The 24,291-nt window shown below is 27.8% G+C and carries 22 protein-coding genes; 19 read left to right on the top strand and 3 right to left on the bottom strand.

The window, feature by feature from the left end:
* Nucleotides 1–4 precede the first annotated feature (4 nt).
* Together OW730_RS26445 and OW730_RS26440 are read right to left on the bottom strand one after the other, a co-directional pair.
* Nucleotides 5–757, bottom strand: coding sequence for an ABC transporter permease (locus OW730_RS26445; RefSeq protein ID WP_333781251.1), 753 nt, complete (start codon nucleotides 755–757; stop codon nucleotides 5–7).
* A complete protein-coding gene (locus tag OW730_RS26440; protein ID WP_271227049.1) occupies nucleotides 735–1,469 on the bottom strand; it encodes an ABC transporter ATP-binding protein in 735 nt (244 codons plus the stop codon). Before OW730_RS26440 ends, OW730_RS26445 begins: the two co-directional genes overlap by 23 nt.
* A gap of 268 nt (nucleotides 1,470–1,737) precedes the next feature.
* Here OW730_RS26440 and OW730_RS26435 point away from each other — a divergent pair, with 268 nt between their 5' ends.
* The 11 genes from OW730_RS26435 (at nucleotide 1,738) to OW730_RS26385 (ending at nucleotide 13,650) form a co-directional block, all read left to right on the top strand.
* Nucleotides 1,738–2,436 (top strand): response regulator transcription factor, encoded by a 699-nt coding sequence (locus OW730_RS26435; protein ID WP_271227048.1) that lies wholly within the window; start codon nucleotides 1,738–1,740, stop codon nucleotides 2,434–2,436.
* Between the two features lies 1 nt (nucleotide 2,437).
* Nucleotides 2,438–3,373, top strand: coding sequence for a sensor histidine kinase (locus tag OW730_RS26430; protein ID WP_271227047.1), 936 nt, complete (start codon nucleotides 2,438–2,440; stop codon nucleotides 3,371–3,373).
* Between the two features lie 40 nt (nucleotides 3,374–3,413).
* Entirely contained in the window at nucleotides 3,414–4,112 is a 699-nt protein-coding gene (locus tag OW730_RS26425) for an ABC transporter permease (RefSeq protein ID WP_271227046.1), read from the top strand.
* 265 nt (nucleotides 4,113–4,377) lie between these two features.
* The gene (locus OW730_RS26420) at nucleotides 4,378–5,301 is read left to right on the top strand and encodes an ABC transporter ATP-binding protein (RefSeq protein ID WP_271227045.1); all 924 of its coding nucleotides are present in this window, start codon (nucleotides 4,378–4,380) and stop codon (nucleotides 5,299–5,301) included.
* Nucleotides 5,294–5,989 (top strand): ABC transporter permease, encoded by a 696-nt coding sequence (locus tag OW730_RS26415; protein WP_271227044.1) that lies wholly within the window; start codon nucleotides 5,294–5,296, stop codon nucleotides 5,987–5,989. The genes OW730_RS26420 and OW730_RS26415 overlap by 8 nt, the downstream gene beginning before the upstream one ends.
* Before the next feature lie 169 nt (nucleotides 5,990–6,158).
* Nucleotides 6,159–7,148 (top strand): GNAT family N-acetyltransferase, encoded by a 990-nt coding sequence (locus OW730_RS26410; protein WP_271227043.1) that lies wholly within the window; start codon nucleotides 6,159–6,161, stop codon nucleotides 7,146–7,148.
* A gap of 223 nt (nucleotides 7,149–7,371) precedes the next feature.
* A complete protein-coding gene (locus OW730_RS26405) occupies nucleotides 7,372–8,574 on the top strand; it encodes a DUF58 domain-containing protein (protein ID WP_271227042.1) in 1,203 nt (400 codons plus the stop codon).
* Nucleotides 8,574–9,833, top strand: a complete 1,260-nt coding sequence (locus tag OW730_RS26400; protein WP_271227041.1) for a hypothetical protein — start codon at nucleotides 8,574–8,576, stop codon at nucleotides 9,831–9,833. Before OW730_RS26405 ends, OW730_RS26400 begins: the two co-directional genes overlap by 1 nt.
* A gap of 375 nt (nucleotides 9,834–10,208) precedes the next feature.
* On the top strand, nucleotides 10,209–11,165 hold the full coding sequence (locus tag OW730_RS26395) for an AAA family ATPase (RefSeq protein WP_271227040.1): 957 nt from the start codon (nucleotides 10,209–10,211) through the stop codon (nucleotides 11,163–11,165).
* 8 nt (nucleotides 11,166–11,173) lie between these two features.
* Nucleotides 11,174–12,379 carry a DUF58 domain-containing protein gene (locus tag OW730_RS26390; RefSeq protein ID WP_271227039.1) on the top strand — a complete coding sequence of 402 codons (1,206 nt, stop codon included), beginning with the start codon at nucleotides 11,174–11,176 and terminating at the stop codon, nucleotides 12,377–12,379.
* Nucleotides 12,379–13,650: a hypothetical protein gene (locus OW730_RS26385; protein WP_271227038.1), complete on the top strand. Its 1,272-nt coding sequence runs from the start codon at nucleotides 12,379–12,381 to the stop codon at nucleotides 13,648–13,650. Before OW730_RS26390 ends, OW730_RS26385 begins: the two co-directional genes overlap by 1 nt.
* A 270-nt stretch (nucleotides 13,651–13,920) precedes the next feature.
* Here OW730_RS26385 and OW730_RS26380 read toward each other — a convergent pair whose 3' ends face one another.
* The gene (locus OW730_RS26380) at nucleotides 13,921–15,951 is read right to left on the bottom strand and encodes an LTA synthase family protein (protein WP_271227037.1); all 2,031 of its coding nucleotides are present in this window, start codon (nucleotides 15,949–15,951) and stop codon (nucleotides 13,921–13,923) included.
* A 199-nt stretch (nucleotides 15,952–16,150) separates the two neighbouring features.
* Between OW730_RS26380 and OW730_RS26375 the strand changes: the two genes are divergently transcribed.
* The 8 genes from OW730_RS26375 (at nucleotide 16,151) to OW730_RS26340 (ending at nucleotide 24,242) form a co-directional block, all read left to right on the top strand.
* Complete coding sequence (locus OW730_RS26375) at nucleotides 16,151–16,885, top strand: response regulator transcription factor (protein WP_333781250.1); 735 nt, start codon at nucleotides 16,151–16,153, stop codon at nucleotides 16,883–16,885.
* Nucleotides 16,869–18,323, top strand: coding sequence for a sensor histidine kinase (locus OW730_RS26370; RefSeq protein ID WP_271227036.1), 1,455 nt, complete (start codon nucleotides 16,869–16,871; stop codon nucleotides 18,321–18,323). Before OW730_RS26375 ends, OW730_RS26370 begins: the two co-directional genes overlap by 17 nt.
* Nucleotides 18,324–18,433: 110 nt before the next feature.
* Entirely contained in the window at nucleotides 18,434–18,982 is a 549-nt protein-coding gene (locus OW730_RS26365) for a hypothetical protein (protein WP_271227035.1), read from the top strand.
* A gap of 92 nt (nucleotides 18,983–19,074) precedes the next feature.
* On the top strand, nucleotides 19,075–20,166 hold the full coding sequence (locus tag OW730_RS26360; protein WP_271227034.1) for a hypothetical protein: 1,092 nt from the start codon (nucleotides 19,075–19,077) through the stop codon (nucleotides 20,164–20,166).
* Nucleotides 20,167–20,268: 102 nt separating this feature from the next.
* Nucleotides 20,269–20,511: a hypothetical protein gene (locus OW730_RS26355; RefSeq protein WP_271227033.1), complete on the top strand. Its 243-nt coding sequence runs from the start codon at nucleotides 20,269–20,271 to the stop codon at nucleotides 20,509–20,511.
* Nucleotides 20,512–20,731: 220 nt separating this feature from the next.
* Complete coding sequence (locus tag OW730_RS26350) at nucleotides 20,732–22,183, top strand: DEAD/DEAH box helicase (protein WP_271227032.1); 1,452 nt, start codon at nucleotides 20,732–20,734, stop codon at nucleotides 22,181–22,183.
* 243 nt (nucleotides 22,184–22,426) lie between these two features.
* Nucleotides 22,427–23,581, top strand: coding sequence for a sensor histidine kinase (locus OW730_RS26345; RefSeq protein WP_271227031.1), 1,155 nt, complete (start codon nucleotides 22,427–22,429; stop codon nucleotides 23,579–23,581).
* 19 nt (nucleotides 23,582–23,600) lie between these two features.
* Nucleotides 23,601–24,242 (top strand): response regulator transcription factor, encoded by a 642-nt coding sequence (locus OW730_RS26340; RefSeq protein ID WP_271227030.1) that lies wholly within the window; start codon nucleotides 23,601–23,603, stop codon nucleotides 24,240–24,242.
* Nucleotides 24,243–24,291 lie beyond the last annotated feature (49 nt).

The following is a 24,291-nucleotide window of genomic DNA, read 5'->3' as shown; positions in this document are numbered from 1 at the left end:
TAATTTATTCCCATTTAAAATATCTGATTGAAAGGGGTATACATAATACAATTAAACCTATCATAACACTCAATGGTAAAAGAATATTTCCAGTATCAACTCCAAGAGCAGACGCTTTAAGAAGCTTTATTCCTTGAGTTAAAGGAAGAACATTAACTATTTTTTGCATAATAATAGGCATTTTCTCATATGGAAGAGTAGCTCCAGATAAAAATAACATAGGAAAATAAAGTAATACACATAACATATTTGCCACTTTAATATTTGGAGAGAAGCTTGCTATTGCCATTCCTAAAGAGTAAATTGATATTAATACTAGAAAGAATACAAGTATAAACTTAATAATTGATCCAGTCATCTTATAGTGAAACAATGATGTAGAAACTAAGTAAATTAATACAGCTGACAAAACGGCCACAATAATGTTTACTACAATCTGTACAAATAATAATACAGCTGGGCTAACAGGAGTAACCTTATATCTTTTCAGTATTTTTTTATGCCTATAATCAGAAATACAAAGAGGTAATCCCATTAGACCTGTTGCACATATTCCTATTGCCACAAAGGCACCAAAGTTATTCTCTAAAAAAGTGAATTCAGAGCCAGAATGTGACGGTTTTCCACCCCAAATAGCTCCAACAACTAAAACTAATCCTACAGGAAATAGAACACCGAAAAATAGTGTATCTACATTCCTAAATAATAGCTTTATTTCTGTTTTAATTAAAGTCTTAAAGCCCCTCAAGTATATCATCTCCTCCCGTAAAATATAGATATGCATCCTCTAAGGTACTATATGGAGTCATATTTATTACTTCTTGGATTTTTCCTAGTGCCATAATTCTACCTTCTCTTAAAATACAAATTCTATCGCATAGGGTTTGTATTTCATCCATATAATGAGAGGTTAGCATTAGTGTAATACCTGAACCCTTTAACCTAATTAAATGCTTCCACACTTCTCTTCTACATTTCACATCAAGTCCAGTGGTTAGCTCGTCTAGAAATAAAAATTCTGGTTTTGGAATTAGTGACAATAAAACAGCTAACTTTTGATATTCTCCCCCTGAGAGTTCCGTAATTGATCTATTTTCTAACTTTTTTAAGGAGAAGAGATTTAAAAGCTTTTTATAATCATCAGGTTTTTTATATAAGGCTGCGGTTACCTCACAAATTTCTTTTACTTTCAATTTTTCCTGGTAACTTGATTTTTGAAATTGAACACCTACTTTTTCAAATAATTGTTTTCGATTTTTTTGAGGATTTAAACCTAACACCTCTACACTACCGCTATCTGGAGTTTTAGTACCTAAAATGCACTCAATTGTTGTTGATTTTCCAGCGCCATTTGCACCAAGTAATCCAAAAAATTCACCTTTTTTGATTTCAAAGTTTATATTATTAACTGCCATTAGGTCACCATAAGATTTAGTAAGGTTTTTAACTTTAAGAGTAATATTATCCATAAAATAACCTCCTTTCTCTATAAGCATAATATCTCCGGTAACAGGAAGGTCAATAGTTTTTATTCTTTATTAATTATTTTAGCAACTAATTACATAGTTTACTATAAATTCAATGTAATTTTATCTAACTAGATGTTAAGCTGAAGATAAATAATTTATCTTCAGCTTTTTTATATTATGTATATATTTTTATTAGGAAAAAAGATACAATTAAAGAGAAGTTTGTTAAAGGGTATTAATTTATACAATAAAAAGAGGTGGACATGTTATGGAAAATAAAATACTTCTTGTTGAGGATGATAAATCTATTAATGAAATGGTGAAAAATCATATAGAAAAGGAAGGATTTGTAGTTGAAACTGCATTTGATGGGGAAGAGGCTATAAACAAATTTTTAAAAGAAACTTATGATCTTATTATACTTGATTTAATGCTTCCTAAACTTAATGGAATGGAATTTATGAGATTAGCTAGAGAAAAAAGTTTAATTCCTATTATAATCATGTCTGCTAAAGACAGCGATGTTGATAAAGCTATTGCTCTTGGGATGGGGGCAGATGATTATATTTCCAAGCCGTTTTCATTGATTGAACTTTTAGCAAGAGTTAAAGCTTCAATAAGGCGTGCCAATACTTATTCTAAATCTCAAAACAATGAGAGCAAGAAAATTATTGAATTAGGAGAGTTAAATGTTGATTTAGATAATTATTCAGTAACAAAGAAAGGTGAGTTAATAAAACTAACAGCAAAAGAGTTTGAAATACTTAAACTTTTTATAAAAAATCCTAAAAGAGTATTTACTAAAGAACAGCTGTATAATCTTATTTGGAATGATAGTTATTTAGGTGAAGAGAGTGTTATTAATGTGCATATACAAAGACTGAGGAAAAAGATTGAGGACAATCCTTCAAGTCCTAAATATATAAAAACCCTTTGGGGAATTGGATATAAGTTAGGAGAGGTCTAAGATGATTATTATTCTAGGGTTAATTATTGTTATATTAATTGCGGTAATTTGTTTTCAGTATTTTTCTATAAAAGAACGAAATAATAATTTATCATATATTGAAAAGAAGCTTGAAAGTATTATCCAAAAAAATTCCTCAGAAAAATTATTGGTTGTTACTGATGATGATTATTTGACCTCGATATTAGTTCAAATTAACAATGTTTTGGAGCATAATCAAAAAGTAATTGCTGACCATAAAAGTACACAGGAATCAATGAGAAAGATGCTATCGAATATTTCACATGATTTTAAAACTCCTCTTACAGTTATCTTAGGATATATTGAAACATTAAGCATAAATGATAATTTAAGTAGTGAGGAAAAAGAGATATTTTTATCTAATGTACAAAATAAGGCTTCAGAATTGTTGGCGTTAATTAATCGATTTTTCACATTATCAAAGATAGAGTCAGGAGATAAGGAAATTTCTATTACTAGAATTAATATTAGTGAAATCTGTAGAAAAAATATTTTATCATTTTATGATATTCTCTCAGATAAAGGATTTGATGTTAACATTAACATCCCAGCAGAAAATTTATATGCTTTAAGCAATGAAGAGGCTATGGAAAGAATACTAAATAACTTAATATCTAATGTTATTAAATATGGATATGAAGGGAAATCACTAGGAATAGATCTAAGTGGGGATGAAGAGTGGATATATATAGATATATGGGATAAAGGCAGAGGTATTGATGAGTTACATAAAGATCGGATTTTTGAAAGACTTTATACTCTTGAAGATTCTAGAAATAAAGAATTTCAAGGAAGTGGTTTAGGGCTAACCATAACTAAAAGGCTTGTTGAAAAGATGAATGGTGAAATAAGTTTAAGCAGTATTCCTTATGAGAAAACAACTTTTTCTTTGAAATTAAAAAGGATTAATTATTAATTAAGACACTATATAAAGTTAACAAATGGAGGTTTGGTTAATGTTTAATTTAATAAACCTAGAGCTTAAAAGATTTAATATAAAAAATAAAATAATGATAGCAGTTATATGTAATTTGTGTATAGTAGGAGTAGTGTCACTTATATTCTTTTCAGGTATAGCTGAATTGGGAAGAAACATTGAAACGTATATTATATTGAATCAACTTCGTATTACAGTACCATGCATTATTTTTATAATTTATGCAAGTGTTCTTATAGCAGAGCTTATAATATCTCAGTATAAGGATAAAACAATAACTTTATTATTTACTTATCCAATCAGTAGGAAGAAAATTTTAATATCAAAGTTAATTATTATTTTTATTTTCACATTTTTAAATATAATAATTTCATCAATATTTTTATCCAGTAGCTTTTATATAATCCAAATATTTACTAAAACGATGGTTGTACAGGTAACTTCTAATATGATTTATAAACACTTAATAAGTGTTATGGTTGCAGCGGTAACAAATTCATTTATAGCTATGATACCTATATACTTTGGTATGAGAAAAAAATCAATTGTAGCAACAATTATATCTGGAGTTTTAATATCAGTATTCTTATATTCTAATAACAATAATGGTTTTTCAATATCATCAATTATTATAGTACCTATAACAATGATGTTCATAGGTATTTTTGTAGTATATGTAACTCTTAAAAATATTGATAATAAAGATGTTATTGTATAGAATTAAGCACTTGATGGAATTAAGATTCCAACAAGTGCTTTTTAGGTTCCACAAGGATAGGTGCAATATAATAGTAACTTTAGAAATTTGTTAGATTTACTTAATTAAAAAGATAAATCCATAATGTAGAATAAATGTATAAGGTAAGAGATATCAGTTCAATAATTGATTTATACTTGTCCAGAACTCATAGAACCCTGAGATTTTGGAACAAGTAAAAATCAAATTTCACAGTATGATATCCATAGTTGAAAGGAGAGTTTAAATGGAATATATATTAAAAACACATAATCTAACTAAAGTTTTTGATGGGAAAGAAGTAGTTTCAAATGTAAATATGAATATTAAAAAAGGTGAAATATATGGTTTTTTAGGACCTAATGGAGCAGGGAAGACAACAGTAATGAAACTTATAACTAATCTTCTAAAACCAACAGCAGGAGAGATAGAGATTTTTAATGAAAGTTTAACTAATACTTCCTATGAAACGCTAAAAAGAATGGGGACAATAATTGAAAACCCAATATTCTATGAAAAATTAACAGGAAGAGAGAATCTGGAGATGCATTGTGAGTATATGGGGTATCATAATAAAAAATCTATTGATGAAGTATTAAAAATGGTAAATTTGAGAGGGATTAATCAAAAACCAGTTAAAGCATTCTCTCTTGGTATGAAGCAAAGACTAGGGATAGCGAGAGCTATAATTACAAAACCAGAGTTATTAATTTTAGATGAGCCTATTAATGGTCTAGATCCAATGGGAATTAAAGAATTAAGAGATTTATTCAAGATGCTCAGTACCGAATATGGTATTACTATATTAATATCTAGCCATATTTTAAGTGAGATAGAACAAATTGCAGATACAATAGGGGTAATTAGTGATGGAAAGCTAGTAAAAGAGGTTTCTATGGAGAATATCAGAAAAAATAATTTTGAATTTATTGAGATGGTAATTGAGGATACATCAAAGGCATCATATATTTTGAATAATAAACTTAATATTTCTAACTTTAAAGTAATGAATGATAATTTAATAAGAATATATGCTTCAAATATCACACCAACTAAAATATCAGAAACATTGATTATGAATGGAGTATCAATAGAATCTATTACAAGGAAACAAAGTTCATTAGAAGAATATTTCTTAAAGTTAACAAAGGGAGGATTAGTGAATGTTTAATTTATTAAAATTAGAACTTAAAAGATTTAATATTAAAAATAAAATAAAGATAGGTACAATCTGTAATTTAAGTATATTTGTATTATTGTGTTTAATATTTTTCATTGATAATGTTGAAGGAAAAATAGTTTTTAAAGATTACAATGAGTTATTTAGTGTTATTACTACCTTCACAAATGTTACTTTTATGATTTATGCGAGTGTTCTAATATCTGAACTTATAATATCTGAGTATAAAAATAAAACAATAACCTTATTATTTACTTACCCAGTAAATAGAAAAAAATTATTGATTTCAAAATTAATTATTATAGGTATTTTTACATTCATAAGCATAATAATTTCTACAATACTTTTGTTTATTAGTTTTTATATAGTCCAATTAATCACTAATTCAACTTTAGGACAATTAACATATAAAATGCAAATTGCACAATTAGGAACTCTTACAGTTTCAGCTTTGACTAATTCTGCTATATCTATGATACCTCTATACTTTGGTATGAGAAAAAAATCAACCGTAGCAACAATTCTATCAGCAGTATTATTATCAGGCTTCTTATATTCTAACAATGGTGGTTTTACAATATCATCAATTATTATAATACCTATAGCAATGATGTTGGTTGGATTATTCGTGGCGTATATGGCATTAAGAAATATTGAAAATAAAGACGTTATTGTATAGAATATTGAAAATATATGGTATAATTTAATAATAAAGTCAAAGAAGAGAAAGGAGTGTTGTTGTAATTAAAAAAACTTTAAAAGTAACAACATTTATTAAGAAAACAGCATTTAAGAATTAAGTAATCACTATAGTTATTAAAAATAGATAATATGGAGGTTACTTAATAATGAAATTAAATGTTAAAGATATTAGGATAGAAGTATTAGAAAAAGCATATTTAGAAGAGGCTGTGGATTTATTTATTGAGAACTATAAGGAATTCCTTATAAAGCATTCTATAGCACCTTTAAAATATAGGGAAATAGAAAATGTAACTAGATTAATAAATTATATAATTGAAAAGGGTTATGGTGTTGTAGCTATTATAGATAAATCTGTTGTGGGATTCTTGGCATGTGGTGAGTTTTCTGAATATAAGTGCTCTAATAAGGGGACGTTTATACCGGAGTGGGGACATGCAGCTATTAAAGAAAATAGACAGGAAATCTATCAAATGATGTATGAAAGAATTTCTTTAAAATGGCAGGAAGAAGGATGTGTTTCAAACTGCATAACATGTCTTGGACATGATAAAGAAGTTATAGATGGATTATTTATGAATGGATATGGAATGTTAGTTATAGATGCTGTTAGAAAGCCTACGTCTATTGAAAACTGTTTAGTAAATGCAGAAATTAGGCAAGCTGAATATGAGGATATAAAGCATATTGAGTATTTAATTAAAGAGTTCAAAGAATACATGTTTAAAGCTCCAATCTGTTTAAATATTAATGGTGGTGAAACATCAGGGAGCATTGAGGAATGGATTAATGATGATGAAATCACTCTCTGGGTTGCAGAATATGATGGAGAAATAGTAGGTATCATGAAAACTGTTATTAATGGAGATAATGCATGTACTATTGTTCGTGATAATGGTACTGTAAGCGTGGAGATAGCACATATTACTGATAAAGTTAGAGGATTAGGTATAGGAAAACTTTTGCTTAATAAGGCAAATGAATGGACTATTGATAATGGGTATGAAAGAATGTCAGTTGATTTTGAGTCTATGAATATGAGCGCTCGTAGATTTTGGCTTAAGCATTTTGAACCTGTATGTTACTCATTAATAAGGTATTTCGATGATAGAGTAGTCAAACAAATGATTAATTGAGAATGTATAATGATTGATATTTCTCTTCGAGAAATTTTAAAATTATTGTCTTTTAGATAATCAGTGATTTAGGAATAAAAGCTGTAAGTAGGTTTATCTACTTGCAGTTTTTTTTATTTCATTACAAGAATGAAATTTGTAAATAAAAACAAAAAAGAATATAATTATATAATAAGTAAATATTTTAAATTTTCTGAATTTAAAAGGGGAGGTAGGTGATAATATGAAGGCAATTATAACTCTTATTATAATGGGATTAATATTTATTTTTCCTTTTTTTGTGTTTTCATCTGGAGCTATAATTATTAAAATGTTATTTCTTTTTATAATGAGTATTATTGTATTTAAAATAGGACATTTGACAATATTAAAAGGGTTTGAAGATTTAGAAGTAAGAAGACGCATAAAAAATAATAAGATATTTTGTGGAGAAGAAATTGAATATGAAATGATAATTGAAAATAAAAAGAAATTTCCAATTATTTTTTTATTAATTCAAGAACTTTTGCCGAAAGAATTGAAAATTATAAATCATGAAAGATTTAAAGAAACATTTGGCTGTGTTAGAGTGATTCATAATTATGCAATATATGGATATGAGAGAATAAAAAGAAAAAAAAATATTAGAATTGATCAAAGAGGAACATATATATATGAAGATATGGAGGTTGTGATTGGAGATTTTTTTGGGTTATTTAACAAATCACAGAATATACAAGATGCTCAGGAAATTCTAGTGTATCCTAGAATAAAAGAGCTAAACAGCTTTAGAATTAAATCTATGAATGTTTTAGGGGATAATATTGTTAAAAGATGGATACATAATGATCCTCTTTATATAAAATCAATTAGAGAATACAGTGGCAGAGACAGAATGAAGGATATTCATTGGAAATCAAGTTTGAAGATGAATAAACTCATGGCTAAGGAGTACGATTACACCTCAGATAAAGAGGTGATGATAATTGCAAATATACAGAGCCATGAGCAATTTTATATGAAGATTTCAAAAGAAATTTTTGAAAGAACTATCAGTTTATCAGTGTCATTAGCAGATAAATGTTTAAAAGAAGGGGTAGCTGTTGGTATGTGGACCAATGCAAATATAAAATCTCTTGTAGACGGAACTATTCAAGAGGTTTCTCCATCACTAAATTCAATGGAAAAGATTCTGGAATTAGGAGCTAGAATGGAGAATATTCCTGTAGGGAATTTTAGCAAACTATTAATGAGAAAGAGAAATCAATTTAATACAAATTCAATATATGTTGTTGTAACTCCTTTTTTAGATGAAGAGAGTATCTCTATATTAAAAAAATTATCAAGAAGAGGTATCATATTTAAGATTATTGACGTTTCTGATGATTTGAATTTGCCTTCTGTTCAAGGAATAGAGAAGCTTGAATGTACTGGGGAGGTGGAATAATGAATTTAGATAGAGAAATTAAAGGGTTTCAAACTTTATTTTGGAATCTACTGATGTTTATTATATGGTGTGACGTAGTGAATATACTTTTTATGTTCAAAGTAAATCATTCATTATTCATAATAGTATTTATAGCTAGTATTTTATTGATGGTGATTTATGAAATAATTAAGGAAAAGAGCAAATATAATTTTATTGCATTGATTATGCCAAGCATAAGTATTTTATTGATATTTTATAGTAAATATCAATTAGATATAACTATATTCAATATGATATATGGGGTACTGGTTTTAATAATAATATATAGGACTAAAGATACTATTATGGGATATAGTTCAGTTAGAAAATTTGGTCAAATAGCAATCATTGCAGGATTATTTACTGGAGTTATTTCTATTGTTTTCGTAAGAAATATTTTATTTGAAGATTTAATAAAATATATCTTAATGTTAATTATATCAAATGTAATTTTATTAAGAGGTACAAGATGTTATTCATATAATTTAAATGATAAAAAGATGCGTATTATGAATATTGGAGTTGTAATTTTCTTTTTTATAATACTATCAGAAAAAGTTGAAAAACTTATTATGAAAGTATTTTCAATAAGTTATCAAACTTTTTCATATGCTTTGGAGAAAATAACTTATGCTTTTTTTATGTTAACTAAGGGAGTTTGGGAGTATTTTTTTAAACTACTGAAGTTATCAGGTGAAAGACAGGGTGAGTCCAACGGAGAAGTGAAACTTTCAGAGTTTAAGGAAGTAGTTGACTATGAATATGTTTCAAATTTAAATGAAGAAACAGTTAAAAATGCTATGTATGTAATTGAAAAAATAATATTAGTTATAATACTAATTATAATTTATAAGCTTATTAAAAAGCATATAGTTGGTGCAACTTCTAAGAGGGAAGATGAAATACGTGAAAAAATTAAAATTGTAAAACATAAAAAAGAGAATAAATTTATAAAATCAATAAAGAATTTTATAAATGGTAAAGGTACTATCAGAGAACAGATATATTATGTATTCGGAAATTTTCAAAACAAGGCATATAGAAGTGAATTATATAAACAGGGTATGACAGCTGGGGAGTTAAATAATGCAACAAAGAATCAAATAAAAGATAAAGATGATGCAATTGATGATATTACAAATGTGTATAATGAGGCTAAATTTTCAAATCATACACTGGAGAAAGATGATCTAGAAATGATAGTCAATGGATATAAAGAGATTAAAGGTGAACTTTAATTTAATGGATAATGGATAATGTAGAATGGAGAATGATTGACATTTCTCTTCGAGAAATTTTAATCTTATTGTTCCTTGGATAATATGTTTTTACTTGTTTCATTCTGAATGAAACATTGTATTTAAAATACAATATTTTATATCGGATAAAATGAGTAAACCCCTTTTGTTTTAAGTAAGAATAAAATGTAGCTTCTCATATAAGTGAGAAGCATCCATCATTGTACATTATCCATTATCAATTATACATTTGTTTTAAGCATGTTCATCATGCTGCTTTATCATTGCATTACAGTAAGAAATATGTAAAATTAAATAAAAAAGAGTATAATGGAATTATTAGAATGATATTAAGTTGATTAAGGGGGAAGTATGATGGAGATAAGGAGATTTCAAGAATTTAGAGAGAAGGTAAATACTAATATTAGTAAGGTTATTGTGGGGAAAGAAGATAAAATAGATAAAATTATTGTAGCATTTATATGTTCAGGGCATGTTTTATTAGAAGATGTACCTGGTTTAGGGAAAACTAAATTAGCAAGAAGTTTAGCTAAAACACTTAGTTGTAGCTTTAATAGAATTCAATTTACCCCGGATATATTACCTGCAGATTTAACAGGGATATATTACTACAATCAGAAGGAACAAGAGTTTAAATTTAGAAAAGGTCCTCTATTAAGTCAAATAGTATTAGCGGATGAGATTAACAGAGCAACACCAAGAACTCAATCAGCATTACTAGAGTGTATGGAAGAACATCAAATAACAGTAGAAGGTAACACTATCAAATTAGACAAGCCGTTTTTTGTTATTGCTACTCAAAACCCAGTAGAGCAATTTGGAACATTCCCATTACCTGAGGCTCAGTTAGATAGATTTTTCATTAGACTTTCTATGGGATATCCTACTAAAGAGGAAGAGAAAAATTTATTAAAGAGATTTATGGAAAATGATCCTCTTGAAGAATTAGAAGCTGTTGTTTCATTAGAGGATATAAAATATGTTCAAGAAAACTATACAAAAGTTCATTTAAATGAACACATTATTCAATATATTGTTAACATAATTAATGAAACTAGAGAAAACTTACAAATAGAATTAGGATGTAGTCCAAGAGCAGCACTTGCTTTAATGAAAGCATCACAAGCACATGCAGCTGTAAATGGAAGAGATTATGTGATACCAGAAGATGTAAAGGATATGGCTGTTGGAGTTTTAAGTCATAGAATTATACTAAAAAATGATATAGGTATAGGTATGAATGCAGCAGAGGAAATAATTCAAGAAATATTAGATAGCATTGAGGCTCCCTTAGAAGAAGTAGAAAAGTAGGTGATAATATGGACAAACTTACAAGGATACTTCTATTTGGGTTAATATTAATAATACCAGTATGTATGTTGACAGGAGCAGGGGCAATATTTTTTAAAGTAGCATTCATTTTCTTACTTATCATAATGGTATTTAATATTGCACATTTAACAATATCCAAGGGATTTGAAGACTTAGAAGTGAGAAGAAATATAAAAACTAATAAGATATTTTCTGGTGAAGAAATTGAATATGAAATAATTATAGAAAATAAAAAGAAGTTTCCAATTATATTTTTATTAATAAAAGAAGCTTTACCAAAAGAATTTGGATTCAAGGATAATACAAAGGTTCAGGAGGATTGTGATTCTATTAGAATGGTTCACAAATGTGCAATATATGGATATGAGAGAATTAAAAGAAAAAATACAGTTCGAATTGATAAGAGAGGAACATATATATTTAAAGATATTGAGGAGAATATTGGAGATTTCTTTGGTTTGATTGATAAATCACAGAAAGTACAAGATCCACATGAGATTTTAGTATATCCTACAATTAAAGACTTAAGTAGTTTTAACATTAAATCTATGAATATTATAGGAGATAATGTTGTTAGAAGGTGGATACATCATGATCCCCTATATATAAAATCAATTAGAGAATATTGTGGTAGAGATAGAATGAAGGATATTCATTGGAAATCAAGTTTAAAGATGAATAAACTTATGTCTAAAGAGTATGATTATACTTCTGATAAAGAGATTATAATTATTGCAAATATTCAGAGTCATAAAGAGGTTTTTATGAATATTTCAGAAGAGGTAGTTGAACGAACTATTAGTGTATCAATCTCATTAGCAGATAAATGCTTAAAAGAAGGGGTAGCGGTTGGAATGTGGACCAATGCAAGTACCAAATCTCTAGCAGCAGGATATATTGAAGAGGTACCTTCCTCACTAAATTCAATGGAGAAGATTTTAGAATTAGGAGCTAGAATGGATTATGTCCCATTAGGTAAATTTAACAAACTATTAATGAGGAAGATAAAATATTTTAATACTAATGCAATATATGTTGTTGTTACTCCTTATTTAGATGATGAGTGTATTTTTATATTAAACAAATTATCAAGAAGAGGTGTTAATTTAAAAATTGTTGATGTGTCCAATGATTTGAATTTACCTTCTATTCAAGGGATAGAGAAACTTGAATGTTCACAGGAGGTCAAATAATGAATAGGCAGATAGAGATTAAAGGATTTCAAATGTTATTTTTGAATCTATTAATGTATATTATTTGGTGTGATGTAGTGAATATAATATTTATACTTAAAGTAAATCATTTATTATTTATTATATCATTTATAGCTAGTATTTCATTGATGATAATTTATGAAATACTAAAGAAAAACCACAAATATGGTATTATAGCTTTGATAATACCAAGCATAGCATCTTTTATAGTACTTTTTAATAAATACACTTTAAATATGGCTTTATTTAGTATGATATATGTATTGTTAGTTTTAATATTAATATATAATACTAAAGATACTATTATGGAATACAGTTCAGTTAAAAATATTGGTCAATTAGCTTTAGGTATTGCAATAATTACTATAGTAGTGTCAATTTTTTATTTGAAACATAAGTTGTTTGAAGAGTTAATAAAATATATTTTAATGTTGCTGATATCAAATATAATATTGCTTAGAGAAACCAGGTGTTATTCTCATAATTTAATTGATAAGAAAATGCGTAATATGAATGTGGGAATTGTGATTTTCTTTTTTTTAATTATATCAGAAAAAGTTGAAAATCTTTTCAAACAAGTAATAGTAAAAATTATTAGTACTATATTATTGTTTTTAGTTGAATTAGCTATTAAATTTGTTTCTTTAACTATGGGTTTTTGGGCATTTTTAGGAAGTAAATTTAATATAGAAAAGGCAAAAGAGACATTTGAAAAAATGCAGAGCAAAACAAGGTTTTCAGATACTCTGAAGAAGGAGTTCCCAGAGTATAAATATGATTATGAAGCAATTAAAGAGCCTCCAGAAACAGTTGTACAAATTATTAAAATAATAATATTAGTTATAATAATAGTTATAGTTTATAAACAAATTAAGAAGTATATAGTTAGTGGTAAATCAAATAATCAATATGAAATTCGTGAGAAAATCAAAATAGTTAAACCCAAGAAAAAGAGTAAAGTTTTAAAATCTATCAAGAATTATCTAAATGGTAAAGGTAGTGTTAGAGAACAGATATATTATATATTTGGAAACTTTCAAAATAAAGCATATAAAAATCAATTATATAAAGATGGTATGACCGCGAGGGAGTTAAATCATTCAACAAAGAACCATATAAAAGATAAAGAATGTGAAATAGATGATATTACAAAGGTTTATAATGAAGCTAAATTTTCTAATCATACTATGAATCAAGAAGATTTAGAAAGGATAGTTAAAGGATACGAGGAGATTAAAGGTGAACTTTAATCTAATGTAGAATTGAGAATGTAGAATGGAGAATGATTGACATTTCTCTCCGAGAAATTTTAATCTTATTGTTCGTTGGACAAGAAGGGTTTACTCGTTTCATTTTGATGAAACATTGTATTTTAAATACAATATTTTATCACAGATAAAATGAGTAAACCCCTTTTGTTTTAAATAACAAAAAAATGTAGCTTCTCACGTAAGTGAGAAGCATCCATCATTTTACATTATCCATTATCAATTATACATTTGTTTTAAAGTTATCAATTCTCAATTTCTTTTCAAGATTTTATTATAGTAGTCTGTTTCAAGTATCTTGGCAGAGTAATGAAATTTACTATCTACTATTGTAGAAGTTCTTTTAATATACTCATCATCAAATTGGACTCCTTCGTTTGGGATAAATTCTCCTGTTTTTGAATTATAGCGTCCTTTATCAGTTATAAAACTTTTATTTAGAAAGACTACTAAAGGTTCTGAATCAGAAAATATATCCCTTCCCATAAGAAGTCTGGAATCATACTCTAATCCAAGAAGGTTTGAAAGTGTGGGTATGATATCAAGGCTTGAACAGGGTTTGTCTATAGTTGTAGGTTTCATACCTTTTGTATACAAAATAAATGGACTCTTGAAAATTTCAAAGTTCTTTTCTACAGGGTGACCAGCCAGTTCTTCAAATGTCTTGTCTTCAAGTCCATAAGGGTAATGATCAGCACTAAGTGCTATAAGTGTTTTATCTGATATTCCAGCTTCTTCTAGAGCATTTAATAAATATGTCATAGCTTTTTCAAGCTCAAAATTACAGGCTATATATGCTTTGGCTTGTTCTGAATAGGGTAAATCTTTAACCACATCTCTATTTTTTAATGACATGGAATTTCCATTAAAAGAATATTGCATATGACCGCTTACAGTCATGTAATATGTGTGGAAAGGTTGATCATTGATATAATCTGATACTGTTTTTTCCATCATTTCTAGGTCTGATTCAGGCCATGTATTTTTTACACTAAGACCATTGCCAAGTCCTTTATATTCGTATCCCATATTTGGATGAGAAATATTACGTTTATAATAGGTATAGCTATGATTGTGATAGGCCATTGTCTTGTATCCTAAACTTTTAAATTGATTTCCCATTACAAAAGGTAGATAGTTCTTTCCAGATCTATAAAAACTCCAAATGCCGCTTTTAGGAATGAGACCTGTACATGCTACATATTCACCATCAGATGTACTTACACCCCATATAGGATTATAGAAATCTGTAAAATTATAACCTTCATGAATCATTTTATACAATGTTGGAGTAAGATCTTCTCTGACTGCATAAGGAGAAAAGCTCTCAGCAGTAATAAGTATAAGATTGTACCCTTTATATTTTCCCGTATACTGGTTCATTGCTGTAGGTTGTACTATGTTGAAATATTTATGCATGTCTTTTATAACTTCATTTTTTTCATTAGCAATGAGATTTTCGAAATCTATATTCATAGTATTATATTCAATTATTTTTGTTTTTTCTTCTTGTTTGATAATATTGCTAATATCATTCTCTATTTCATAAAATTTGTCTAAATCCATTTCATTTATTTTATTTTCCTCTTGTTTTTTTTCTGGAGGTGATGTGAGTAAAGACAAGGATGATGATTCGAAAACTGGTGACCATCCAGTAATCATTCTCTGGAGATCAATTCTCATAGTTGTAATTAACCCTAGCTTCTCCACGGAAAGAATGGGGTTGTTACTTTTAAAATATAAGTCATATGGTGAATTCAATCCTTTACCACCAATATAAACATTAGCGACTCCTATAGCATGGGATAAAAAAATACAGCAAAATAGGGCTATTTTATAAGAAATCTTAATTTTTTCAAAGGTCAATATTTTCTTTCCTATAATTATAATTAGTATGAAAGGTGAAAAAATCAATAAAATCCATATGAAGTTTTTAGCAATAAGTGTTAGAATGTCTTTCCAAAATTCAAAGACTTGAGTTGAATTTCCTGCAGAATATAAGTTGTAGAAGGTCCTGAAAAATTTGAAGTAAATAAGTTGTGAAGAATAAATCAGGGCTGAAAATCCAAGAAAAATACAAGTTAATATGTAACTGATTTTATCTTCAAAAAAGCTGCAGATAATATAAAAAATTATTGCTATAGAAATGGAAAACAAAAAAGAAAATAATAATCCAGAAGAAAAAAAACCTCCAGTGGTACTAACTCTCAAAATATTTTCCATAAAGAATATTCCAATTATAAAATAAAACAATAAGTTCATTTTTTTTATATATTTCATCATATTATAACCACCCTTCATTAAATATTATAGTACTAAATGGAAAAAAGTTCTAGAATTATGTTTTAAAAAATGTATTTTCATACAATCTACTTTATATTTAAAAATTAAGTAGATACATACGGATAGTAGAAGTATGATATACTGTGATGTATGCCAAGTATTAAAGAAAAAATAATAGAAATGAAAAGTTAAATAATAGATGTATTATAAAAAAGGAGCATGGTGTTGGAACATGGAAGATAAAATATTAATTGCGGATGATGAAAAGAGTATAGCTAATGCAATTGCTTATGGATTTCGTAGAGAAGGGTATATTGTGGAGATAGCCTGTGATGGAAAGGAAGCATTAGATAAGATAACAAGCTTTCAACCTAACTTGGTTATTTTAGATATAATGATGCCCAAAATCAATGGTTTTGAAGTATGTAAAAAAATAAGCAATAGAGCTGATATAGGTATTATTTTATTAACTGCTAAGAATGATATTGTGGACAAAGTTTTGGGGTTAGAATTTGGAGCTGATGATTTTATTACAAAGCCTTTTGATATGAGAGAAGTAATAGCAAGAAGCAAATCATTATTAAGAAGATTACAAATGACGACACAGGAATCAGAGCTTAAGGAAATCGTAATTAAAGATTTAAGAGTGATGGTAAAACAAAGAAAAGTGATTCTTCAAGAGCAATCTATAGAATTAACACCTAAAGAATTTGATTTGATTACAATTTTATTATCCAATCTGGAGAGAGTATATACAAGAGAAGAACTTTTAGATTTAGTTTGGGGAATGGAGTATATTGGTGGTACTCGTACAGTTGATATTCATATTCAAAGATTAAGAAAAAAGCTGGGCACTGACTATCAGAAAATAATACATACAGTATTTGGAGTGGGGTATAAGGCAGCAGGTGACTTTTATGAAGATGAGCATTAGGACAAAATTCAGTATTTTCTTAGCTATGCTTTTACTTTTGACAGTATCCATGTTGAGTATCTTAATGCTTCATGGAATAGAAAAAAATCAGCGAAAAGAGCAGGAAAGCTATTTAGCTCAACAAGCAAAAACTGCAAATATTTATATAAGAGAATTGTACCACTCAAAAGATTACAAGGAATTAAAAGAGTTTTTACAAAGCAATGGAGAAAATATTGCAAAGCAGTTAGATTCTATGATAAGTATGAATATTGCAGTTTATGATATATCAGGAAAGGAAATAGGTAATTCACTGCTTTTCTCTAGTGAAAGAGATACAGAGGATATTCTATCATATGCATTAAAGGACAACATAGCATATCAAGTTATTGGGGACACAATGGATTATATGTCACCACTCTATGATTCAGAGGGGCAGATAGGAGTTATTCGATTTCAGTATTCTCTAAAAAAATATATTGATTTTTATAATGAAATAAGAAGACTGTTCATCATTATAGGGGTTACTGTGTTTATATTGAGTTTTTTAGGAGCATATTTGTATTTTCATAAATTTGTGAAGGTTATATTAATGTTAAAGAGTGATGTAGATAAAATCAGGACTGGAAATTATGATTTTATTGTTCCTATTGAAAGAAATGACGAGATAGGAGAGCTGAGTAAAGGTATTTATTACATGAATAATCAGATTAAAAAAAGCATTTATGAAATGGAAGAAGAACAAAAGAAGTTAAGATTAGCAGTAGAAAAACTGAAAAAACTAGAAAAACAGCAGAAAACTTTTATTGGAAATATTACACATGAATTCAAGACTCCATTAACGGTAATTAAAGCCTATATTGATCTATTAAATATGTATGAAGATGATCCTAAGTTGATAAAAGATGCTAAGACTAATATAGGAAAAGAAACTAGTAGACTATATGAATTAGTGGATAAAGTTTTATATCTATCTTCACTAGAAAAATATGATTTTCAACTTCAACAGGAGAAAATAGATATAAAAGATGTGATTGAAGATATTAGTGAAAGAATGAAGGGAAAGGCACAAAAATTCAATATACATTTAGAAGAGAAGTTAATAGAGGCAGTTATTTTAGGGGATAAAGAAAGTTTAATACATATCTTTGTGAATCTCATTGATAACGGGATAAAATACAATATTCCTGAAGGGAAAGTTATTATAACCAATTATATTGAAAAAGAAAGAGTATATATAGAAGTAAGTGACACAGGAAAAGGAATACCCAAAGAAGATAGAGAAAAAGTATTTGATTCATTTTATACTGTAGATAAAAATCGCTCTAAAGAACATGGGGGAACGGGGTTAGGTCTTGCTATTGTAAAAGAATTAGTAGAAAAGCAAAGAGGTACTATTTTTATAAAAGATACAAAGCAAGAAGGTACAACTGTATCAGTATCTTTTCCTCTTTCCTAAAAAGTTTACACTTTTGAAATAAGTCTATATATTTTTGAAATATTTATTTTGTATAATAGCCTTAATTGAAAAAGATTAAATTAGATACTATAGAAAAGAGGTTTAGAAATATGAAAAAGATAATTATGATATGTATTACTTTATTATTAAGTATAACTATGATAGGGTGCACAAATAATCAGGAAAGTAATGAGAAGAAGGACAACACAAATCAGGATACTATAATATCAGCAGAAGGGTCTCAAAAAGAAACATCTAAAGAAGAAGTAACTATTAGTGATAATGACAAAAACACTGTTGAATACTATGCTAAGTTAATTGGATTAGGCAGGGAAGAAATCATTGATGCTATGGAAGAAGAACCTACTGTTATTGATGAAGGTGGACTTGAATTTTCAAAGGCAGATATTAGAGTTTGGTTTATAGAAGATGGAAAGACTGTAGACCAAATTTTTACCCAAAATAGCGAAATTGATTTCAATGGAGCAAAGATTGGTGGAGATATTGAGGATTTTAAAAAGGCATACGGGGAACCAACAGCAGAGGACGCTGGTTCTGCATATAGTAATTTTGATTATGAATCCCTTGTTTTACATGTACAATATGATTCTAATACAGGGAAAGTTATTGCTGTTTACTTAATGAAAGAATGGAAATAATGATGTGAATATTAAATTAAGAGCGGATAATTTAAAAGCAGAGGGAATAGAACCTCTGCTTTTTTGAAAAGTTAAAGTAGGTGATGTGAAATATGAAAAAAATAAAAATATCAATATTTATAGGACTCATAAGCACTTTGATTCTTTTTGCTGGATGCACAAAAGAGCAGGAACCTGGACGTAAAACTATTGAGAAAGGAAATAAAAAAATAACGGTTATACTAGATAAAAATCACACTGTAGGAGAAGATGTTGTTGATAAAATTCAAGTCTATGAAAAGGTAAAAGGATACGGTTGGTTAGAGGATAATGAGATATTTGGGATAATAGAGGATGAAAAAATAGAGAAAGAAATTCAAGATGAAGTCTATGATTTAAGAAATATTCCATTTTTAAAAGAAAAAATAGTATCTCCTGAAAACTTACCATATGGACATATTAATATTTCACCGGATAAAAAGAAGGTTTTTTATGTTAATGAAGCTAGGCAAATTGGGTATATTTTAAACCTTAAAGGAAAGATTAAGGCATCAGTGAAGGGGCTTTATGCCAGTGAATTATCAGAAGCTATATGGGTTAATAATGAAGAATTAGTAATGCCTGATAAAGGTACTGGTTTCTATATAATAAATATAAATGGAAAAGAAACAAAAATTGAAGATGTAGAAAATGAAGAAAACATAAGTAAAGCCATAAAACTTGGAAACAGGATATATTATACTACGCAAAATGAGCTAGATAGGAAGATGAAGGTATATGATATAAGTACAAAGGAAAAGAAATTATTTATTGAAGATAGGGTGATGGACTTTCACCTATCTCTAAAAGGAAATGAATTCATTCTTGAAACAAGTAATCTAAAGGAAGATAAGAACAGTCTATTACTTGTAGATTTAGAAGGAAAAAATAAAGATGTAGTAGCTGAAGGAAGAATGATATACGGAACTAGCTTGTCACATGATGGATCCAAATTAGCTTATATTGTAAATTCAAGAGGAGAAGGTGAGGAAGGGCTTTTCCTAATTGATCTTGAAAAGAATAAAAGAAATCAATTATCTACTTCATACTTAGACATAGAAACAGAGCTTAAGTGGAATCCTTCAGGGAATAAAATTATGATTAACGCTGGAGAAGTAAAAGAGGGTAAATGGCTTAATAAGACTCATGTAATTACTTTGAAATAAAGAATAATATTGGTCTTAAAGTATTTAGTGTATACTTGAGTTAATGTTATGATTAAAGTATATATTATTAAAGTATATATTATTAATAAAGGGGTGATATATATGAAACCTGAATCTGTTAAAGGAACGCCATTTGATTATAGCAATGATAAGATAACAGTATATTTTGAAGTAGCAGATAAGAAAAACACAAGAAAGATTATAGATAATATTCCTTACATAAATAATATTGAAGAGTTGGAATATGGATTTAAAATAGAAATTGCAATACAACAAATACCTGAAATAATTTGTACATTATCAGAGGAAAACATTGCTATATATGCTGTTATTCCTGAAAAATAATATGTGAAGTGAACCGTATCATAAAATAGGTGCGGTTTTTTATTTAGGAAACTTTTTATAATTAAGATTATAATTATAACTAACAATAAGTTTATACAAAGATGTATATAAAGAAAAAGTATGATATACTCACATGTATGCAAAAATATAATTAGAGGTATTATGATAAAATTAAAAAACTAATGTAAAATAACATATTAAATAATGAGAGGTTAATTGGATGAATAAAAAGAGATTTACAGACTTCGGACTTCATAATGATATTTTAAGAGCATTAAAAGATTTAGAGTTTAAATATGCTACAGAAGTTCAAGAAAAAGTAATACCATACATATTAAAAGATAAAGATTTGATAGTAAGAGCACAAACTGGAAGTGGTAAAACAGCAGCATTTGGAATACCATTATGTGAAAATGTAGATGCTAATTCAAGGGATCCTCAGGTGCTAATTTTAACACCTACAAGAGAACTTGCTGTTCAAGTGAAAACGGACATTGGGAATATAGGAAGGTACATGAAAATTAGATGTGCAGCTGTATATGGAAAACATCCAATGAGAATAGAAGTTGGAGAATTAAAACAAAGAGTTCATATGATTTCTGGAACTCCAGGTAGGGTTAACGCACATATAGAAAATGGTACTATAGATGTTGATAAAATTAAATATCTTATTATAGATGAAGCTGATGAGATGCTTAATATGGGATTCATAGATCAGGTGGTAAATATAATTAATAAGTTACCTAAAGATCGCGTTACATTATTATTTTCTGCAACAATGCCAGAGAAAATCCAAGAAATATGCAAGTCATATATGTCAGATCCAATGAGAATTGAAATACAAGCTGAAGAGTCAACATTAGAAAAGATTAATCAGGTATATTATGAAATTGAAGAAAATAATAAGAATGGTTTATTGAATAGATTAATTATTACGCAAAGACCTGAAAGTTGTATTATATTTTGTAATACTAGAGAAACTGTTAGGAAAGTACAACGTTTTTTAAATAAAAATAAATACTTTGCAGAAGGTCTTCATGGTGGTATGGAACAAGAGATTAGACTACAAACAATTAAGGATTTTAAAAAAGGTAAGTTTCATTTTCTTGTAGCAACAGATGTTGCTGCGCGTGGTATCCATATAGATGATATTTCATTAGTAATTAATTATGATATTCCTGTAGAGAATGAAAGTTATGTTCATCGTATAGGGAGAACTGGCAGAGCTGGAAAAGGTGGTAAGGCTGTAACTTTTGTTGCTGAGAGAGATCAGCGTATGCTTGAAAGAATAGAAGAGTATATAGAGTTGTCTATTGAAAAAGCTGAAATTCCAACAGAGTTAGAGGTAAGAGAGAGTAAAGAAACATTTCCTAATATGTATAGAAGAAAGCCAAAAGAAAAGAAAGATAGAGCTGAAAAGTTAAATAAGAAGATAAGCAGAATTAGGTTAAATGCAGGTAAAAATAAAAAGCTTAGAGCAGGTGATATTATAGGGGCATTATGTTCTATCAATGGAATCACTAACGATGATATTGGAATTATAGATATTCAAAAGACTTGTACTTATATTGAGATATTTGAAGGTAAAGGTGATGTAGTACTTAAAGCATTAGAGAAGATAACTATAAAAGGGAAATCTATTTCTTTTAAAAATGTTGGGCATAAATATTAGGATTAGTTGAGATGAACCGTATCATAGATTGATACGGTTTTTTGAGTACCTAAAATAGAAGGAACAGAGATTTGTTATGTCATAAGAACTGAATCTAACATATCACATAAAAATATGAAAAATAATTATTATATGGTAAATTTATCTCAATTAGGATACAATTCTTATTAAGAAGTATATAAGTTATGGAAAAGGAGAAATAGAGTGATACATACAAAAAGAACTTATTATTTGGTGAGATTTTTGAGTTATATAATTCTTATAGCAATGTTAGTCGTGGTTTTTAATATGAATAAAAAAGATGTGTATTTTGAATTTCTTATAGCACTTACTTATATTCTTAATTCTATATTGAGAATGTATTTCTTTAAAGAAAATAAAAAAAATATATTTAAGTATGGATTATTTACTTTCTCTGTTATTATAGATGTAATTATTATATTGTATTATAAAAACATAATAGGGGAAGGGGCTTTAATACTAACATTTATAACAATTTTGGATATATCTTTGTTTTATAAAAGATATGAGAGTATGCTAATAGTTTTGGGTATAAATATATTAGTGGGAGTTATTGCTTTCAATAACAAAAGTAACAGTGTTTTTATTAATATGTTTTTATGTGGAAGCTTAGCTATATATTCAGTTTTGAGTTATTATCTTAAAGAGCTAGATAGTAAAAAGAATCAAGCTCACGATCTTTATGATAGATTAAGAATTTCTGAGGAAAAACTCATAAAAGCAAATAATGAATTGAAATCATATTCAAATACAGTTGAGGAATTAGCTATATTGAGAGAAAGAACAAGAGTATCAAGAGAATTACATGATAGCGTGGGACATGCATTGTCAACTTTATGTATACAATTAAAAGCTGTTGAAACTATATTTATTAATGAACCAGAGCTTGCAAAGAATATGTTAGGAAAAAATATAACATATGTTGAGAATGCTCTTGAAAGTATAAGAAGAACTGTAAGAAAATTGAAGCCGAAAGAGCTTGAGGTATATGATGGAATAATGGCTATGGAAAAAATGATAAAATCTTTTGAAGAGAAGACAGGAATAAAGGTAAGGTTTATTGTTTCAAAGGAAAAATGGAGCTTGCATAGTGAACAATGTCATAATCTGTATAGAATCTTACAAGAGGGATTAAGTAATTCACTTAAACATGGGAAAGCAAATAATATTACTGTATCAATGCAATTCTTAAAAGAAAAACTTTATGTAAATATAAAAGATGATGGAATAGGAGATGAAAAGGTATCTTCTTCATTTGGATTACAAGGGATTTCAGAAAGAGTAAAGGAAATGGATGGGACAGTTGAATATTATACTGAAAAAGAAAAAGGATTTTCTATATCGTTAACTATCCCAAAAATTAATTATATAGATTAACTACACAAGGAGATTTTTTATGATTAAATTAATAATTGTAGATGATGAAATATTAATAAGAGAGGGTCTTAAAATACTTTTATCTGTTTATAAGGATATTGAAGTAGTTGGTGATTTCAGTGATGGGGAAGAGGCATATGAGTTTTGTAAAAATAACTTAGTTCATGTGGCGCTCATGGATATAAGAATGGAAAAATGCAATGGTGTAGAAGCAACTAGAATGATTAAAAGTATAAAGGAAGAAATCAAGATAATTATACTAACAACCTTTAAGGATAGTGAATATATAGTAAAAGCATTATCATATGGGGCAAGTGGGTATCTTTTAAAAAACAGTTCAAGCGAAAAAATATATGAGGCAATTAAAGGTGCGTATAGTGGTAATGTAGTTGTAAACCCTGAAATAGCAAATATGATGTTGAATGAAAATAACAATAATAAACATGTAAAAGAAAATGATATAAATGAATTCCAATTGTCAGAAAAAGAGATAGAAATAATAAAGCTAGTAGCGGAGGGGTTAACAAATAAAGAAATAAGTGAGGAGTTATTTTTAGCTCAAGGAACCATAAAAAATAATATAAGCACAATATTATCTAAATTGGACCTGAGAGATCGTACACAAATAGCCATATTTGCTTTTAAAAAAGGGTTAATGTAATGGAATATATGAAATAGTGACTAGAGTCATTCCTTAAATGTGAAAGGGA

The sequence above is a fragment of the Oceanirhabdus sp. W0125-5 genome (assembly GCF_027938815.1).
Classification (GTDB): Bacteria; Bacillota; Clostridia; order Clostridiales; family Clostridiaceae; genus Oceanirhabdus.
The sequence above is the reverse complement of the archived record's forward strand: the minus strand, read 5'-3'. Positions and strand labels throughout refer to the sequence as shown.